Origin of the sequence: Sphingobacterium bovistauri, from assembly GCF_020295405.1 — a bacterium.
GTDB lineage: Bacteria > Bacteroidota > Bacteroidia > Sphingobacteriales > Sphingobacteriaceae > Sphingobacterium > Sphingobacterium bovistauri.
Genome location: NZ_JADEYP010000021.1, coordinates 55,144 through 74,548 on the forward strand (window position 1 = coordinate 55,144; position 19,405 = coordinate 74,548).

Consider the following 19,405-nt stretch of genomic DNA (forward strand, 5'->3'; position numbering starts at 1 on the left):
ATGTTGGTTTTAATTGCGGAAGATGACGAATTAATCTTAAAAACGATAGAGCACAAATTGTTAAAAGAAGAATTTGAAGTTATACTTACTCGTAATGGTAAAGAGGCTATAGAGATGATTATTCAAAAAGAGCCTGATTTAGTAATTACTGATATTATGATGCCATTTGCATCTGGGATCGAAATATTATCTGCTGTACAACAAATGGATAGACCACCTCAGATTATGGTTTTATCGAGTTTAGGTCAGGAGGATGTCGTAGTCGAAGCATTTGACTTGGGAGCTTCTGATTTTATGGTCAAACCTTTTAGCCCAAATGAATTAATTATTCGGGTGAAAAGATTAATTCGTAAATAATGAACTTACTATTTGGCAGCATCAATGAGTTAACTTTAGTATTTCTGACTTTATTAATAATCGTATTCATTTTGATCCTCTTGGTAATGGGATATGGATATAGAAATTATCAATTGTTAAGTAGTAGGAGAAAATGGACTACACTTATTGAAACAAAGATTTTATTAGCTATTTTAAATGGAAGTCATCATATTCAAGATGATGTTGAATTGAAAGATTTGTTGCCAAATAAGAACTTTAGAGATACTTTTCTTTCCGTATTAATTGAGTCAGAAAAAAAGTTTAGTGGTGATGCTTATAGGGTTTTGATAGAAATATTTCATACTTTAAACCTTAAGGATTTTGCATGGGCATATTTGAATCATAAAGACAGTTTCAAAAAAGTGCAAGGTATAGAAGCATTAACAACTATGCGGGTAGAGGATGCACTTGGTGATATTCAATTATTACTCAATAATCCCAACCCTTTTGTCGTGGCTGAAGCTCAATACGCCATGGTACGGTTTAAAGATTTTAAAGGTCTTGAATTTTTAAACTTATTGCACACACCTATCTCTGAGTGGCAACAACTCAGATTATTAAATTCTATTTCTGAAGTTCCTGCTACGTCATATAGTTTTATAAGTTCACTTCTTTCTCATAGCAATATTTCAGTAATATCATTTGTGTTATCCTTAATAAGAAAATTTCGTATTGTTGCTTTTCATGACGAGGTAGCGACATTGTTAGAGCACCCCAATAGTATTGTTCGAATATTGGCAGTTCGAACATTGCATGATATTGAGACCGAAAGGACTTTTCCTCTGTTTACCCAAATTTATGGCCAACAGATTCTTAATGTTAAGAAAGCTATTCTACATGCGATAAGGAAATCGAAAAATAAGAATAGTATTGATTTTTTGAAGATTGAATTAATTGAAGGGAAACCATCATTGCAAATTATTGCCGCAGAGACCTTAATAGAATTCAAAGAAAAGAAATACCTACAAGATTTAATGAATGAGGAGGTAAGTAATGAACATATTCACTCAATAATTAAACATGCACTAGCTGTAAGGATATGATTGAAAATTTGCATTTGATATATGAAATTATTGTATGGATATTCTTGCTTTATTCGGCTTTTATATTCATTATATATTGTTGGGTAGGAATATATGCTTTTGGTGCATTAAAAAGGTACGGATCTGAAAATCAACACACTGATTATAATCTTATAGCGACTAATAGCAATACACCCAGTTTTAGTGTCATTGCTCCAGCTTACAATGAGGGGATGACTATAGTCGATAATGTTCGCTCTCTACTATCCTTATATTATCCTAATTTGGAGATTATCATTGTAAATGATGGAAGTAAAGATGACTCAATAGAAAAATTAATTGAGGCCTATGATTTGAAAGGAATAGCTTATCATGTGGAAGAAGTTATTTCTACGAAGTCTATTCGCGGAGTTTATAAGAGTGAGAACCGTGCTTTTCGTCGATTGACAGTCGTAGATAAAGTTAATGGAGGAAAAGCGGATGCACTGAACGTAGGTATCAATATTTCAAAAGGACAGTATATTGTTTGTATTGATGTAGATTGTATTCTCGAACAAGATGCCCTCTTGAAACTGGCAAAACCATTCTTGGAGCAGACTGAAGAGCGTCTGATTGCATGTGGGGGGGTGATACGTTTGGCAAATAATTGTCGTGTAGAAAATGGAAAGGTTGTCGATGTCAATTTACCAAAAACGTGGATTGGTCGATTTCAAGCGCTAGAATACATAAGAGCATTTGTGTTGGGGAGAATGGCTTGGTCTCGTGCTTCTGGATTGATATTAATATCAGGAGCATTTGGTGCCTTTGATAAAGAAATTGTTTTGGCTTGCGGTGGATATGACAGTAATACCGTAGGCGAAGATATGGAGCTAGTGGTACGTATGCGTCGGTATATGGAAGACCAAAACGAAAAATATAAAGTCATTAATATTCCCGATCCATTATGTTGGACTGAAGTGCCAGAGTCTAAGGCCATACTAAAAAAACAGCGCAATCGCTGGATGAGAGGTACGATAGAGATGCTTTGGAAACATCGTAAATTGATGTTTAACCCTAAATATGGAAAATTGGGTATGGTAAGTCTTCCTTATTGGTTCTTTTTTGAACTTTTGGGGTCTGTGGTTGAATTTACTGGATATTGCTTGTTGATTATCTTTTTGTTGTTAGGTATTATTAATTGGCCGTTCTTTTTTGTATTGGTTTCTTTAGTCTTGGCATCAGGTATTCTTTATTCTATCTATGCAATTCTTGTAGATTTATTGACAGATCAGGTGTATACCAAAAGGAAGGATCTATCCACATTGCTTTTGACGGCCGTATTAGAGCCTTTTTTCTTTCATAGTACAGTAGTAATTGCAGGTGTTTCTGGTGTCAGAGATTATTTCAAAAAGCAACATGGTTGGGGAGAAATGACACGCCAAGGATTTCAACATTCAGAATTGAAAGAAAGCTTTTGGAAAAAAAATATTGATATAATAACTTGGGGTTTGAAAAGTTATGCACCCATTGGTTGTGTATTCTTATCGCTTTATATGCTAAGTGTTGGGGTAGAGATTTGGTGGTATCAGCAGTATTTAGAAATTGATGTTCTCCCATCTACAATAGGTCAATTACTTTTAGAAAATACCTTTTTTGCCTTTCAATTGTTAACAATTGTAGGGTTGCTTTATCTCATTTTGCACTACATGAATAGCTTTTGGTCAAAATTGCTAGCCTGTACTGTTTTTGCATTTGTTGTCACGTTTCAATTCGTTTTATTTCTGTATTTCGTTCAATCTAATAATCTGTTGGGCGCTGATTTGTTTTATTATAGTACAGCAGAAGTAAATCAAATTTTAGAAACGAGTGGAGTGATAAATATAGGTAATGTTTCCTTATTAATTTTGGTGTCATCTCTCTGTCTTATCCCTCTGATTTTAGCTAGTCGCAAAGCGTGGTACATCTACCCAAGTGTGATTATGGTTTTACTAGGAATAATAGCGTTTATTGTTCCGGAACATAAATTATCGCCTGAATTCAAAAGTAGTGCTTTGTTGCAAAGTGCTAGTGTCAGTAAATGGAATTATTTCCTAAAATCTAATATTGATGATTATTTAGCAAACTCTTCATTTGCCAACATAAACTTTTTTAATACAGAGATAAAGGAAGTAAAATCAGATTATCCTTTTATGCGTCAGGAAGAAACCCAAGATGTACTTGGGGCTTATATGCAAAAATCACCTAGCATACCTAATTTGGTGATTATTGTTGTTGAGGGATTAGGACACGCATATAGTTCTCCTAAAGGGTATATAGGTAATTTTACACCATTCATAGATTCTCTAAAAAGTCATTCATTATATTGGGAAAATAATTTGAGTTCCTCGGGGCGAACTTTTTCTGTGTTGCCTACGATATTAGGATCTTTGCCTTTTGCAGCACATGGTTTTTTGGAACAAGAACAATTTCCGTTGCATTTCAATCTGTGGAATATATTTAAGCATAATAATTTTACGACAAGTTTTTTCTATGGAGGAGACGCTAGTTTCGACTATATGAGTAAATATGCTGAATCAAGTTTAGTTGATAATATAATAGATTTCAAATCTTTCGAAACGACTTATAATAAGTTACCGTCGTCAGGTGGTGAGAGCTGGGGGTATGAAGATCAAGCTGTATTTGATAAAATGTTGAATGGGTTAGGGGCTATCAATAAACCTTATTTTAATGTTGTCTTGACTTTATCGTCTCATAGCCCATTTTTAATTAATCGCAACGCGTACTATGAAAAATTAGTAGAAACGCAAATCGAGCGATTGAATCTTAATGGTAAACAGAAAGAAACTGCACTATCTTATAAAAAAGAACTTGCATCTATTATGAATACCGACGAAGCTCTCCAAAATTTCTTTGCAGAATATAAAACAAACCCGGATTATGAAAATACAATATTCATTATAACGGGTGATCATAGTATGCCCGAAATTGCCTTGCAAAATAAGATTGATCGTTATCATGTACCACTCTTGGTTTATTCTCCATTATTGACTAAGACTTCGACATTCAGGCATACTGTTAGCCATTTTGACGTCGCTCCGTCTATAATAGCATACTATAGAAATAATTACGCTATTCAAACACCTAGTCAAGTCACATGGCTTGGATTGGGATTACACGAAGGGGCTTCAAGAGCATCAGGTGGTATACCTATAATGCAAAGTAAATATCAATTGGAAGATTATATTCTCTCACCTTATTACCTCAATAGAGGATCAATGTATAAATTGGATGGTCATCTTAATGAGGATGTCTATAAAGATGAAAAAATTGATACGGAGATAAAAAAGCGTTTTGATATTTTTAATAATAAGAACAAACAACTAATCGAACATAAAAAATTGATTCCCGATAGTATTTACCATAGCTTTTTTGGATCTGATAAGAATTTAGATTGATTAGTTAATAAAAGGTTATTGCCTTAGGCTATCCTCAAAGGTTCGATATTTAATTTTTTGAGAATACGAACTTTTGCGTTTGTTTTATAAAATAGCGTAGTACAATACAAGTTAGTATTTGATCCAGCGCCTAGAACATGGATGACGACGGATGGTCTGGAACCCTCCATATACGTACAGGAATTAGCTGTAGCAGTGCAACGAAGTTTTGGGGTGTTTGTGTAGGTTTGGGTTGCATTAAAACTATAAAGGATGCCTTAATTTGTCCCATTTAGTTTTTAACGACTTAACTTACAAGTTTGTTTGATTTGTAGTTAATTTCTGTATGGTATATCGCAGCAAATTATTTTACAATTGTTGATTATATGTTTTTTTAAAAATGCTTTAATTGATATTTCACATAAAATTTGTTCAGGATTAGGTCCTATGTTAATTTCTGAAATTATACTACCAATGTTTTCAATGGGGAACTTCACATAAGGTTTTAGATATAAACTTCTATTCAAGAAATTTATATCTAATTCTTTATTAGAATAAACTACTCTCCATTCATCTTCTTCAACAAAGTGTGAATTTTTTATCAAGGAACAAGCTAGTATCGCTCTATCCATGAATATATTGCCGACAATTGTTACAGCTTTATCAAATTCTTTTAATTCAAATTTATCTTGATTTTCAAAAATACCTTGTGTGTGACATACACCCACAAACATAAATATGGATTCTGTAACTAAATGCGAAATCATTTTATCTTGTGCATCAACATCATAAATGCATTTATAAATATTAAATTGATTTTTTTTGAAAAAATCTTTTTTGAATCCAATATTAATTCCAATGCCATTGTTTGTATACCCACGCCATTGACTAAGTAAATTACTATTAGCTGTTAGAGATAAAATAAATATCGATTCATTCGATTCTATATATTGAATTGCTGATTCCAATGCTTCAACAAAATACTTAGTTGCTTTTAAAACAGAAAAACCATTTTTATAGATATTGAGATGTTTTTTTAATAATTCCACTCCTAGCTTATATTCACTTTTATCATTTAGATAAAATAGATTACTCATCCAAATTTCACTACTCTCAATTATTCCTTGAAAACCTTGTATTGTAGTATAATGATAAAGATTTTCAGGTATATCCGAGTTCAAATAATTTGATAAGTCTAATGTTTTTTTAGACATAATTCGGTTATTATTTTAACATAATAATTAGTTATATAAACTAATATACAAAATGTTTTGTATTTCAATAAATAACTGTGTAACAACAAAAAAGCCCAATCTTTCGATTGAGCTTTTCTTTATCCTAATAAAACTTAGCTTAGTGTTTGAAATGACGAACACCTGTAGTTACCATCGCCAAACCTTTTTCGTCTGCCATTTCGATAGACAATTTGTCTTTGATCGAACCGCCTGGTTGCAATACTGCAGCAATTCCGTTGTCTCCAGCGATTTCGACGCAGTCAGGGAAAGGGAAGAACGCATCTGATGCCATAGAAGAACCTACTAAGTCAAAACCGAAAGATTTTGCTTTTTCGATCGCTTGTTTCAATGCGTCTACACGTGAAGTTTGACCTACACCTGAAGTGATTAATGTACCGTTTTTAGCAAATACAATCGTGTTAGATTTCGTGTGCTTCACGATTTTGTTTGCGAAGTACAAGTCTTCTAATTGTGCAGCAGTAGGCGCTACTTTCGTAACTGTAGTCATTTGCTCAGGACCTTCTACCGTATTGTCTTTATCTTGTAAGATTACACCGTTCAATAAAGTTTTGAATTGCTCCGTAGGCAATTTCACTTCTTTACGACGTAAAATGATTCTGTTTTTCTTTTCTGTCAAGATAGCTACAGCTTCTTCTGAATATGAAGGCGCGATCAATACCTCGAAGAATAATTTGTTGATTTCAGTAGCCGTTTCGCCATCAACTTCACCGTTTGTGATTAATACACCACCGAAAGCCGAAACTGGGTCACATGCTAAAGCATCGATCCAAGCTTGTTTTACAGTCTCACGTGAGGCAACACCACAAGCATTTGTATGTTTTAAGATCGCAAAAGTAGGCTCTTGGAATTCGTCAACAATAGCTACAGCCGCATCTACGTCTACCAAATTGTTGTATGATAATTCTTTACCATTCAATTTGTCAAACATCGCATCCAAATCACCGAAGAAAACACCTTTTTGGTGTGGGTTTTCTCCATAACGCAATACTTGTGCTTTTTGCTCTGATTGTTTGAAAACTTCGATTGGCTCTTCTTGATTGAAATAGTTGAAAATCGCTGTATCGTAGTGCGAAGATGTATTGAAAGCACGTTTAGCGAATGACTTACGTTGCTCCAATGAAGTAGCACCTTCTTGTGCTGCTAAGATTTCTTCTAATTCAGTATAGTCATTTTTCGAAGAAATAATAACCACATCGTTGAAGTTTTTAGCTGCTGCGCGAATCAAAGAGATACCACCGATGTCGATTTTCTCAATAATGTCCTGCTCCGAAGCACCAGAAGCAACTGTTTCTTCAAATGGATATAAGTCTACGATTACTAAGTCTATTTCTGGGATGTTATATTCGTCAATTTGTGCTTTGTCTTCAGCCAAAGGACGACGAGAAAGGATACCACCAAATACATTAGGGTGTAATGTTTTCACACGGCCACCTAAAATAGAAGGGTAACCTGTCAAATCTTCGACTTTCTCTACACCAATTCCTAAGTCACGGATAAAAGCTTCCGTACCGCCTGTAGAGTAGAAAGTAACTCCGTACTTGTTTAATAATTGAATAAGTGGGGCTAGATTGTCTTTGTAATAGACAGAAACTAATGCATTTTTGATCTTAACAGGATGATTCATTGTTTTTTATTTGGAGCAGCAAAGGTAAAAATTAAACAGTATATTTCATAGGAATAGCAGCTATTTATTTGCTGAAATGAATAAGCAGGATTTTGTTATATATTTAATATTTGAGCCCTCTATGCCAAAGGACTCTTTGTCTTCACTGCCAGACAGGCTCTTTCTTTTTTTATAAAAAGAAACAAAAAATCATCGCTGTACCGAATCGGCACAATGGCTCACTTTTCTTGCTATTGCCGATCCGCTAAGGCGATATTTAAGTAGTTGTAAGGATTGTAATAGTATTGAAATATTCCTATGTCACCTGCCAAAAGAAACGGCTCAAATCTGTTTAGCATAATCAAGATGATATTAGCCAAAATATCCAGGCCCTGATTGCTTTGCATACTTTCGTCATCAAGAAAGAAAGTATGAGACTTTTGCGGCTTGAGCGAGGCGACAGAAGTTAAAAAACAAAAAACACACCCAAAAGGTGCGTTTTTTTAATGATATTTCTTTAATAAATTCTCTACTACTTTCGGGTAATGCAGATGCTCTAATTGTTGCCCTTTGAACTTAATAGTTTCTAAGGTATCGTCTTTTTCTACTTTGAATCGACCTTGGTATATTACTTCGCCTTCGTCAAAGTTTTCATTCACAAAGTGAATCGTAATACCATGTTCTTCATCACCAGCAGCTAATACCGCTTTATGTACACGATCGCCATACATACCTTTGCCGCCATGTTTTGGCAATAAAGCAGGATGGATGTTGATGATTTTATTTGGATATGCCTTCAATAGATTTTCAGGAACTAGCCACAAAAAACCAGCTAATACGACCAAGTCAATATCTAATCGTTTTAATATATCCACGACATTGTCTGTTTGATAGAATTCGTTTCTATCGAAGATATGTGTGGGGATTTCGAAATTGTCTGCTCGTTGCAAAACGTAAGCATCAGGATTATTACTAAGTACTAAAGAAACTTCAGCGTCATCAGCATATTTGAAATGCTCCATTATTTTTTGAGCATTTGAACCTGAGCCTGAAGCGAAAATAGCAATGCGTTTTTTCACGTTGTTATTAGTTATGTTATGGTTTCAAATATAAGCATTCAGTTCGTTATTTGCCGAAAAGCATGTATTTATTGTAAACCATTATTTTAAATTAGCAATTTTACTCAATATTTTACTGCTAATTTCATCGACTGAAATTGCAGAGTTGGAAAGAACGATGATGGCTGATTTTTTGTCAGGTACTAAACCAATAAAAGATGAACTGCCGCCAGTAGCTCCTCCATGCCAAACCTGAATGACATCATCGACCATATTCATATGCCAAGCCAAGCCTATATCTGTATTAGGAGGTAGGTAGTAAGTGAATTGTCTAGTCATCATCATTGCATTTTCCAAGGAGGTCTCCGGTAATTTGAATTGATATTGTGCAAAACGAAGTAAATCACTGATTGTAGATTTTAATGATCCTGCTGCGGTCATAGCTTGAAAATTCCAGGTCGGAACTTCGTTACCATCCTCTGAATAAACTTTAGTTAATTTTTGAGTTTTAGGATTGATCTTCTCAACCGTATTAGGCATGCGCAAAGAATCTGTTATGATTTCTTTTATATTTTGAGTGTATGATTTAGTCGTAATTATACTTATTATCTCACCCAATAGCCCATAGCCCAGGTTGCTGTAAGTATAGATTTCACCCGGTTCAACTTCTGATTTGTAGCCTTTCAAATATTCAAACAAATCTTTACGCAAGTAATTGGCATATGGATTAGTAGCGGTATACTTTGCTACTTTATCAAAATTTGTAGGCAATCGCGGTAGGCCAGAAGTGTGATTCGCTAAATGCTTAAGTGTTATTTTTTGAAGAAAAGGATTTTGAGCAATTGAATCAGGTAAAAAATTCGTAATGCTATCATCTAATGAAACAGTTCCTTTTTCGACTAGGTCAGCCAACAATGTAGCTGTAAAAATTTTAGATAGTGAACCAATTTCATAAAGCGTATTGCTGTTAGGAAGTGATGTATTGTTTCCCGCTTCATTCTGACCGTAAAAGAAAGTATTTACACTACTTTTATTGATTACGCCAATGGCTAAAGACTTTGTGTTTGAATTGGAAAGATAAGCTTGAGCTATAGAATCTACATAAAAATCTAATGCATTTTGTTTGTTTACAACTGATTTTACGGCTTCTTTTCTCTTTGTTGGAATATGCTTATAATCGAGTAAGAAGTAATAATAATTGTAATTTGAGTCTATAGCAAGTTGTAAAGATGCATTCTGATTGCCTATAAGAAAATTATAACCAGCGGTGTTATTAGAAAAAGTAACAGGCATTACTTCTCTAATCTTACCCAAGCTAAACGCTGGTTGAATTGAACCTCTAAAATTTTCTAGACTAATATTATTTTTAAAATCACTTGATGCAAGATGATATATTGAGTCTATATTTTGGGTGTTAAAAAAATATTCAATTCGATTATAAACAGCTCTATTTCTCTTTTCAATTGGGGATTGTGCCCAAATACTAGAAATTATAATGAATAAATTGAATACTAATAGTAGTGTTTTTTGTTTCATGCTGCAAAATTAACAAACAATTGGTTATAAGCCAATTGTTTGTTTTAATCTCGCATATCCTGATTTACTGATGTTTACCTTGTCACCACTGATTAATATGCCTTTGTAGCTTTCTTTTTCCATAGGCTCTATCTTGGCTAATTGATCCACTTTTATAATAAAGGAGCGATGTACACGGACAAATTGTTTTGGATCGAGTTGTTTTTCGAAAGATGACATTGTCTTGTTCTTCAAGAACATGCCATCTTTTGTGTGTATTTTTACATAATCATCATATGCTTCCAAAAAGATAATTTGTTGAACAGGTATCAATTTAATTTGTGTGCCATTTTTTACAACAATGCGCTCTAAAGTTTCTTCCTCTAGGTCTTCTTTCAATGCTTTTACACCCTGTTGCTTTTGTTTGGTAATGTGTAGCGATCTGAATTTTTCGATAGCCTGCTCGAATCTGTCTTGAGATATTGGTTTCAGTAAATAATCAACAGCATTTTTTTCAAAAGCTTTTAAAGCATACTCTTCAAAGGCAGTGGTGAAAATTATGTGTGGTAATTCATCCAAGATTTCCAGCATTTCAAACCCTGTCAATTTTGGCATTTGTATATCCAAAAAAATGATATCTGGTTTAAATTGTTGAATAGCTTTGGCGCCTTGAAAACCATCTCCACATTCGGCAACGATCTCAACGTCGCTTTCTTTTTGAAGGTATTCATGTATTATCATACGAGCTAGAGGCTCATCATCTATAATAATTGCTTTAATCATGTTGTGGTATTTTTATGATGGCGGTGAATTGATTTTCTGTTTTGCGAATTTGTAATAAATCAGTACGACTATAGATTAAAAACAAGCGACGTTGAATACTCGATAGACCAAATCCTGTTCCTTTCTTGTTATAAAATTGATCTGTATCGTAAGGGTTGGAAATTTCAATAGTAAGCATATTGTTTTCCAAGACTATCAAAGTGTTGATATCCACATCGCCTATAATATTGTACAATCCATGTTTGATGGCATTCTCCATAATCGGCTGGATAATCATACTTGGTACTTTGGCTTGTAGGACTTCCTCCTTATATTCAAAATTAGTTTTCAGACGATGACCGAATCTTACTTTTTCTATCTCCAGATATAGTTCAAGGTGTTTGATTTCATCAGCTAATGGAATTAATTGTTTATCATCTTTACGCATCGTACCACGTAAGAAATCGGACAATTGAAAAGTCATTTTTTTTGCTAAATCTGGCTTAACACCGATCAATGCAATGATAGAGTTCAAACTATTAAATAAGAAGTGAGGCTGGAGCTGCTGCCTCAAGTTGTATAGCTCAGCATCTCTAACCAAACGCTCTGACTCTAATTTTCGCCTGTCATTTTCTAATGCTTCCTCCTGTACATTCCAAAAAATGTTTATAATCATCATGCATGACAAGACAAGAAAATTAATGATAAATTTATAAGGAAGTTTTTGATAGTAATGAACTAAAGATGGACCATCAAAAAATTGGTAGATACAGAAGATCGATAGACCCAAGCTCATGACTGTCAAAGTAAAGCAAAAGGCAATTATTTTAAAATATTGTTTTTTGCTAGGGTTGTAAAACTTCATGGAGCTAAAAACCAAATAACAACACAAAGCCATTGTCAATGCGCTAATCAATGGTTCTAAAAAAGAAATTTTAATAGGTTTTAATTCCCACCACAATAAGAAATAAGAAATAGCAAAGTATAAAACAAAAATAATCCATACACTGAAGTGGATTAAGGCTGTTTTAGAATTCATTTTGAAGGTAGATGTAAACATTTACTTTAGCTATTTTTTATAGTTACTGTACCAAAAAGGGAAGTTCCAGTTAGGTATAGTTTCTTAGATTCATCATACGGATGGTTAATAATTATTCTTCGATCATCTAAATCCCCAAATATAGAAGAAACTGAAGGTGTAACCATCCAATGTGCTGGTACAATAATTTTAGTGCTACCAAATAATTGGAAGGTATCAATAACTACAGGTTGTGTAATATCTGCTTGCAGTAAATTAATTACAGATGACCCGAAGATATTTGTGATTGTACCACCTAAAAAATTCTTAGAAAGAATTATCTTGTTTGAATTTCCAAAAATTGCATCAACTTTTAAATAGTTTTCAGCATACTGAAACTGATTCTGGTGTCCAGTATGCTCATTATTTGCTTGAGAAGAATTTGTTTGTGAATAATTATTTGCATCTCCACTGTCTGTCAGATTTACTACACGTTTGTCCCAATCGAATTCATCTGTTGGATGAGTAGGAGGAGGGTTATTCGGGATAGGAGGAATAGTAGGCGCCTTTCTATTTCTATTGATGATATAAATACCTATTACAATTGCTATTGCAGGGAATAATATCTGAAAAGGGTTAAATCCATCAAAAATCTTGCGCATCAGAAATACTCCACCTATCGTTAACAAAATCAACGAAGATTTTTTCTCAAATTTAGAGTTTATACCTATCACTAACCCAATAATGATTAAGATCATTGGGAAACTAAATAGCCAATCTGGAAATAGAAAATCTAAATCCAAGTTGTTTAATAGTAAGAATATTCCAAACAATATAATAATGGCCCCTACAGTAGTAGTTGATTTGTTATTACTCGGTGGTAATTGAGGGTTGTGATTTGTTTGCGTTGTTTTTTCCATTACTCTTTTATTTATACCTCAAAAGTATATACCTAGGTGAATTGAATAAATAAGAATTAGGTATTTCTTGCTGCTTTATCGGTAAAGTAAGTGATTTCATCGGTAAAAATACATTCAAAAAAATGAATTCAAATTTTTATTATAAAAAAATAATTATTTTTTACAAAAAATTTGGTTCTTTCATAAGATATATTATATATTTATGACATTAAAATATAGGATTTAAACTTAAATACTTACTAGACTAATGGGAGATTTTGAAAACAAAGAACGTGAAGAAGTATTTTCAAAAAAGGTGAGAGCTGGAAAACGTACTTATTTTTTTGATGTCAAAGCAACACGATCGAATGATTATTATGTGACGATTACAGAGAGTAAAAAGCGTTTTGAAGACGGTCAGTTTATCAAACATAAAATTTTCTTATACAAAGAAGATTTTGAAAAGTTCGCAGAGGGGTTGACAGATGTGGTGGAGTACATCAAATCTAACCAAGAAGTCGTAGAGAAAAGATACGAACCTAGTCAAGAAGATTCTGCTTATGAAAGTAATACTGAGTACGCAACTAAAGATAATTTTTCTTTCTAATACTCAATTTTACACTAAAGATATTATAAGCCACTCTATGAAGTGGCTTTTTTGATTTAAAGATTGTTACACTATTTTGCTTTAGAATCTTAATTAATCAGTTAATTTCGTAGGTATATTAAATGACATATGATAAAGTATTGGACTAATTTTGCTATTGTGGGACTACTATTTGTAGGCTCAGAATCAATAGCTCAGAAAAGATTAACATTTGATGAAGCATGGGGAAGAAGTAATACCGTTACAAAACCTATTAATGGGTATAACAGTTGGGCTGATAATGAACATTACTTAGAATTAAGTAGAGAAGATAATCGTACGTATAAGGTAAACGTGCTGACAGGACAACGCGAAGTATATACTCCTACTGATAATAAAAGTACTAGAGTAGTTGTAAAGAATAATGATGTTTATATCCAATTGCCTAATAGCCAAGAAAGAAGGTTGACTAATTCACCAGATCTAGCCGAACAAAACCCTACGCTTTCGCCAGATGGCAGATATGTAGCTTTTACTCGTGCTAGTAATTTATACAGCATTTCGGTAGATAATGGTTTGGAGACACAATATACTGTTGATGGTACGGATGTAATATATAATGGTTGGTCATCATGGGTGTATTATGAAGAGATATTAGGTAGAGCTACGAATTATAAAGCGTTCTGGTGGTCTCCAGATAGTAAACAAATTGCTTTCATGCGATTTGATGATACCAAAGTTCCCATGTTTCCTATTTACAGTTCGAAGGGACAAAACGGTTATTTAGAACAGACTAGGTATCCAAAAGCTGGACAGAGTAATCCTGAAGTAAAAGTTGGTTTTGTGAAAGTCGAGGACAAAAATGTGGTGTGGGCTGATTTTAATCAAAAAGACGATCAATATTTTGGTGAACCTTATTGGAGTTACAATAGTCAATCTATTATGGTGCAATGGATGAACCGTGATCAAACTAATTTGAAATTCTACAGCGTTAATCCGTTGTCTGGAAGTAAAAAGGAGATTTATAACGAAGAGCAACCAACCTGGATTAATTTAGATCATGATGAGCGGATTACCTATCTTGCGGATAACAAGCATTATGTGTTGAAGTCTGATAAGACCGGTTGGGCACATTATTACTTGTACACATTGGATGGGAAATTATTAAATTCCATTACTAGTGGAGAATGGCAAGTTTCTAATTTGCAATTGATCGATGAAAAATCTAAAGTAATTTATTTTACAGCACGAAAAGAAAATTCGGCAACTTCAGACCTATACCGTGTTGATTATTCAGGTAAAAACCTTAAGCGTTTGACATTTGGCAACTACACACACCAAGTTGCTGTATCGCCAAATGGTAAATATTTTATCACTACTTATTCAAATGTAAATACACCTCCTCAAGTAGCATTAGTAGATAATAAAGGTAAAGTAATTAAAGAATTGGCTAATGCTAAGTCAGCTGATTTTGATGCTTATAAGATAGGTAAAACTGAATATTTTACAATAAAATCTGATGATGGTAAGTTCGATTTACCAATTAATATCACTTATCCTGTTGATTTTGATGAATCGAAAGAGTATCCTGTGATAATGAGTATATATGGAGGTCCAGATGCTGGTTCTGTTAAAAATTCTTGGAAAAATACAACTTCAAGTCCTTATGGTGGTATGTCTCAACATTGGGCAAATGAAGGAATTATTCAAATCGAATGTGATCACCGAGCTTCAGGACATTATGGCAAACAGGGAGTCGCATGGATGCATCGTGATTTGGGTAATTGGGAATTAGTCGACTATATCACTGTTGCAAAATGGTTGAAGGCTAAGGCTTGGGTTAAAAAGAATAAATTACTTATCACAGGACATAGCTATGGCGGATATATGACATGTCTTGCTTTGACAAAAGGCTCTGATTACTTTGATTATGGGATTGCGGGAGCGCCAGTTACAAGTTGGGATTTGTATGATACACACTATACAGAGCGTTGGATGGATACACCACAAGATAACCCTGAAGGATATAAAAATGGTTCTATCCTTACTTATGTAGATAAATACAAAGGTGGATTACGTATTTTGCATGGAGATATGGATGATAACGTACATATGCAGAATGCAATTCAGTTAGTAGATGCGTTGACAGATCGTGATGTTCCATTTGAATTCATGATATATCCAGGTAGTAGACATGGCTGGAACCGTTCTAAACTAAAATATGATTTCAAAGAACGTGTGCGTTTCTATTATGAAAATCTTTTAGAAAAGTCTGTTCCCAAGGAGTTTAATTAAATGATATATTGTTAAATGCCTCACTCAAGTGAGGCATTTCTTATTTAGTGTAAGAATGTTAATAAATCTATGCTTGGTTGAAAAAAAACACTTTATCTAAAGCGATTTTCATTGCCGTAATCCAAAAAAATATATCATATTTGCAGTATTATTAATCAACATGTTAGAATTTTTAAAAGAAAGTACTTTTCGTGCTAATGATGTTTTTTTTAGAGCACTTAATATTCTGAAAAAGCATTATATTTCTGTTGCGGGGTTATGTTTTTTACTATTTGTCACTAATAATTTATCGACGTATTTAGCTATTTATCTAAGTGATATGACTGGTAGCGGTATTCGATTTTTGTTATTGTTGATTTTTGTAATTTTGTTTTTTGGGCTTCAATTGGTATTGATCAAAAGAGCTATTTTATTGGCTAAAAACATAGAAAAGACTGAATTACGGTTTTATATCCCTTCTACAAAACAATTTTTGCATTTTATATTTGGACTATTAAGTTATTCTTTAATCACAGGATTAGCTTATTTAGTATGTGCGATTTTGTGTATGCCTTTGTTGTACATAGGTGTGAAGATGGATACTATAGCCTATGAGATAAACCCATTATTGACAGGTGTTATAATGATGTTTATTCTGATAAGGATATCATTTTTCCCCTTTTTTATATTAGAAAATAACTATGGGTTCATACGATCAATAAAATTAAGTATAGCCTTCACCCGTGGAAATACTATCAATTTACTTATCTTAATGGCAATTTTGGCTTCGACATATGTAGGTCAATTGTTTTTTGAATATATGGATTACAGTATTTTTGCAAAAATAATGAGTGCTATCAATACGTTCGTAATTATTCCTTCCGTGAGTTTAGTTTTGGCTGTAGCTTATGTAGATATGATTAGAGAATACAAGGGTAGCGACGATCCAGAGTTATTGAAAAATATTATATAAGAAGAGGGACGTTTTGGAGAAAAAGAATATTGCCATATTAGGTTCTACAGGAAGTATCGGTACACAGGCTTTAGATGTTGCTCGAGAATTTTATGATAAGTTTGAAATTTCAGTATTGACAGCAAGTAATAATGCTGATTTATTAATAAAGCAAGCTTTAGAATTTAATCCTAAAATAGTCGTTATTATTAATGAAGCACTTTATAGTAACGTCAAAGAAGCATTAGCACACACAACTATTGAAGTAATGTCTGGTGTTGAAGCATTGGTAGATGCGGTAGAACTGGAAGAGATAGATGTAGTTTTGAACGCTATTGTAGGTTCTGCTGGACTTCGTCCTACTGTTCGTGCGATCACTTGTGGGAAAGATATTGCATTAGCGAATAAAGAAACTCTCGTGGTGAGTGGTGAATTAATCATGAATCTAGTTAAGGAGCATAACGTAAAGATGTTGCCTGTAGATTCAGAACATTCAGCTATTTTTCAGTGTTTAGTAGGGGAGCCTAGTCCCATCGAGAAAATTTATCTTACGGCATCTGGTGGTCCATTTAGAGGTTGGACAAAAGATCAATTACAGCATGTAGGAAAGGCACAGGCACTAAAACATCCCAATTGGTCTATGGGAGCTAAAATTACCATTGACTCTGCTTCGTTAATGAATAAGGGGTTGGAAGTAATAGAGGCTAAATGGTTGTTTGATTTAGAAATCAATCAAATAGATGTCATCGTACATCCTCAATCTATTATTCATTCGATAGTCCAATTTGAAGATGGCTCGATGAAGGCGCAAATGGGATTGCCAGATATGAAATTGCCTATACAATATGCGTTAACGTATCCTGAGCGATATAAAAATACATTCAAACGTTTTGATTTTATAGATTATACTAATTTTTCTTTTGAAAAGCCGGATTTAACTACATTCCGTAATTTGCAGTTAGCGTACGATGCATTAGCAGAAGGAGGAAATCGTTGTTGTGTATTGAATGCTGCAAATGAGGTTGCTGTCGCGGCATTTTTAGAAGATAAGGTGTCATTTTTGGGTATGTCATCAATTTTAGAGGAGACATTATGTCATATAAAAAATACAAATAACTTAAGTTTGGATGATTATATTGCGTACGACAGTGAAAGTAGAATTGTGGCACAAGATTTAATCAATAAAATAAAACATAAAAATTAGAAAAATAAATGGGAACATTAGTGATGGTGGGGCAGGTTATTCTGGCTTTATCTATTTTAATTATACTTCACGAATTAGGACATTTCTTAGCGGCACGTGCGTTTGGTATTAAAGTCGAAAAGTTTTATCTTTTCTTCGATGCATGGGGTGTAAAATTATTCAAATTCAAATATAAAGATTGCGAATACGGTATTGGCTGGTTGCCTTTGGGTGGTTATGTAAAAATTGCTGGTATGATAGACGAGTCTATGGATACAGAGCAATTAAAACAAGAACCAAAACCGTGGGAATTTCGTTCTAAACCAGCTTGGCAAAGACTTATAGTTATGCTAGGTGGCATTATTGTGAATGTGATTGTCGGTATTTTAGTTTTTTGGATGTTAATTTTCAAATATGGTGATTCGGATTTTGATAACACCAAACTTTGGGGGGTTAAACCTGGTATTATAGGGGAGAAGATTGGTCTTGTAGAAGGGGACAAAATTATCGCAGTAAATGGGAACCCAGCTAACTTATTTCTGAAGGATTTAATGACTTCTGAAGTTTTAATGGGCGATGCCGTTTTGAAAGTTGATCGTCAGGGTAAAACTATGGATATTACGCTACCAGCGACGATGTTGAATGATGTTGCAGATCATAAGAAAAATGAATTTGTGACACCATTATTCAAAATGTTGCCTGTCGAAACTGTTGCGGATGATACAAGAGCAGCTAAGATGGGATTGCAAAAAGGCGATAGTATTGTATCTATTAACGGAGTAAAAGTTGAGCGCTTAGATGCCTTCCAAGATGAAATGGTTAAAAATAAGGGTAAAGAAATCAAACTTGATATCATTCGTGGGACAGATTCTTTACAGTTGGTAGCAGCTGCAGATACTTCAAGTAAGTTAGGCTTTTCTAATTTACCAGTCGTGATGCGTAGTTATTCATTTGCTGAATCTTTACCTATGGGTGCATCTAAAGCTTTCTCAGTAGTAACAGATAATATCAAAGGATTTGGTAAAATTTTCAAAGGTGAGGTGAGAGCAGATAAGGCACTTTCTGGGCCGGTGGGAATTGCTAAAATGTTTGGCGGCGAAGTAGATTGGTCTCGTTTTTGGAATTTGGTAGGTATGTTGTCAATGGCGTTAGCGTTTATGAACTTATTACCAATCCCTGCATTAGATGGTGGTCACGTTGTATTCTTGCTTATAGAGATGATTCAGGGTAAACCGTTAAGTGATAAATTTCTAGAAACAGCTCAAATGATTGGATTTTTCATTTTGATTGCCTTGATGTTGTTTACATTCGGAAATGATATTTTAAAATGGTAATAAAGATCTTTTTATAAAATAAGAAGAGGCTGTCTAAAAAGGTCTGTTAATTAAAGAGCCCCGTCATTAAAAAATAATGGCGGGGCTTATGTTTTTTGTCCTCAATTTTTTGTAAATTGAGGTGCACCCAAAAAACGATATGAAAGTACAAT

The 19,405-nt window shown here is 33.7% G+C and carries 15 protein-coding genes; 8 read left to right on the forward strand and 7 right to left on the reverse strand.

Going from position 1 to position 19,405, the window contains the following annotated elements; genetic code table 11:
* Genes IPZ78_RS11615 through IPZ78_RS11625 form a run of 3 tightly spaced genes read left to right on the forward strand, consistent with a single transcriptional unit; the run spans position 1 to position 4,834 of the window.
* Positions 1–357 (forward strand): response regulator transcription factor, encoded by a 357-nt coding sequence (locus IPZ78_RS11615; protein WP_225553881.1) that lies wholly within the window; start codon positions 1–3, stop codon positions 355–357.
* The gene (locus tag IPZ78_RS11620; RefSeq protein WP_225553883.1) at positions 357–1,421 is read left to right on the forward strand and encodes a HEAT repeat domain-containing protein; all 1,065 of its coding nucleotides are present in this window, start codon (positions 357–359) and stop codon (positions 1,419–1,421) included. The genes IPZ78_RS11615 and IPZ78_RS11620 overlap by 1 nt, the downstream gene beginning before the upstream one ends.
* Positions 1,418–4,834 (forward strand): sulfatase-like hydrolase/transferase, encoded by a 3,417-nt coding sequence (locus tag IPZ78_RS11625; RefSeq protein WP_225553885.1) that lies wholly within the window; start codon positions 1,418–1,420, stop codon positions 4,832–4,834. Before IPZ78_RS11620 ends, IPZ78_RS11625 begins: the two co-directional genes overlap by 4 nt.
* Before the next feature lie 314 nt (positions 4,835–5,148).
* Here IPZ78_RS11625 and IPZ78_RS11630 read toward each other — a convergent pair whose 3' ends face one another.
* From IPZ78_RS11630 to IPZ78_RS11660, 7 genes are all read right to left on the reverse strand, one after another.
* Positions 5,149–6,027 (reverse strand): DUF2971 domain-containing protein, encoded by an 879-nt coding sequence (locus tag IPZ78_RS11630; RefSeq protein ID WP_225553887.1) that lies wholly within the window; start codon positions 6,025–6,027, stop codon positions 5,149–5,151.
* 139 nt (positions 6,028–6,166) lie between these two features.
* Positions 6,167–7,693, reverse strand: a complete 1,527-nt coding sequence (purH, locus tag IPZ78_RS11635) for a bifunctional phosphoribosylaminoimidazolecarboxamide formyltransferase/IMP cyclohydrolase (RefSeq protein ID WP_225553889.1) — start codon at positions 7,691–7,693, stop codon at positions 6,167–6,169.
* Between the two features lie 482 nt (positions 7,694–8,175).
* Positions 8,176–8,751 carry a phosphoribosylglycinamide formyltransferase gene (gene purN / locus IPZ78_RS11640; RefSeq protein ID WP_225553890.1) on the reverse strand — a complete coding sequence of 192 codons (576 nt, stop codon included), beginning with the start codon at positions 8,749–8,751 and terminating at the stop codon, positions 8,176–8,178.
* 81 nt (positions 8,752–8,832) lie between these two features.
* On the reverse strand, positions 8,833–10,266 hold the full coding sequence (locus IPZ78_RS11645; protein WP_225553892.1) for a serine hydrolase domain-containing protein: 1,434 nt from the start codon (positions 10,264–10,266) through the stop codon (positions 8,833–8,835).
* 24 nt (positions 10,267–10,290) lie between these two features.
* On the reverse strand, positions 10,291–11,028 hold the full coding sequence (locus IPZ78_RS11650) for a LytR/AlgR family response regulator transcription factor (protein WP_225553894.1): 738 nt from the start codon (positions 11,026–11,028) through the stop codon (positions 10,291–10,293).
* Complete coding sequence (locus IPZ78_RS11655) at positions 11,021–12,046, reverse strand: sensor histidine kinase (RefSeq protein WP_225553896.1); 1,026 nt, start codon at positions 12,044–12,046, stop codon at positions 11,021–11,023. The genes IPZ78_RS11650 and IPZ78_RS11655 overlap by 8 nt, the downstream gene beginning before the upstream one ends.
* A 26-nt stretch (positions 12,047–12,072) precedes the next feature.
* Complete coding sequence (locus tag IPZ78_RS11660; RefSeq protein WP_225553898.1) at positions 12,073–12,945, reverse strand: LiaF transmembrane domain-containing protein; 873 nt, start codon at positions 12,943–12,945, stop codon at positions 12,073–12,075.
* A gap of 247 nt (positions 12,946–13,192) precedes the next feature.
* Between IPZ78_RS11660 and IPZ78_RS11665 the strand changes: the two genes are divergently transcribed.
* The 5 genes from IPZ78_RS11665 to rseP all read left to right on the forward strand — a co-directional run bounded on the left by IPZ78_RS11665 (position 13,193) and on the right by rseP (position 19,253).
* Positions 13,193–13,531, forward strand: a complete 339-nt coding sequence (locus tag IPZ78_RS11665) for a DUF3276 family protein (RefSeq protein ID WP_225553901.1) — start codon at positions 13,193–13,195, stop codon at positions 13,529–13,531.
* A 129-nt stretch (positions 13,532–13,660) separates the two neighbouring features.
* The gene (locus IPZ78_RS11670) at positions 13,661–15,805 is read left to right on the forward strand and encodes a S9 family peptidase (protein WP_225553903.1); all 2,145 of its coding nucleotides are present in this window, start codon (positions 13,661–13,663) and stop codon (positions 15,803–15,805) included.
* Between the two features lie 160 nt (positions 15,806–15,965).
* Positions 15,966–16,757: a hypothetical protein gene (locus IPZ78_RS11675; protein WP_225553905.1), complete on the forward strand. Its 792-nt coding sequence runs from the start codon at positions 15,966–15,968 to the stop codon at positions 16,755–16,757.
* 13 nt (positions 16,758–16,770) lie between these two features.
* Positions 16,771–17,940 carry a 1-deoxy-D-xylulose-5-phosphate reductoisomerase gene (locus IPZ78_RS11680; RefSeq protein WP_225553907.1) on the forward strand — a complete coding sequence of 390 codons (1,170 nt, stop codon included), beginning with the start codon at positions 16,771–16,773 and terminating at the stop codon, positions 17,938–17,940.
* Positions 17,941–17,948: 8 nt separating this feature from the next.
* Complete coding sequence (gene rseP / locus IPZ78_RS11685) at positions 17,949–19,253, forward strand: RIP metalloprotease RseP (RefSeq protein ID WP_225553909.1); 1,305 nt, start codon at positions 17,949–17,951, stop codon at positions 19,251–19,253.
* Positions 19,254–19,405 lie beyond the last annotated feature (152 nt).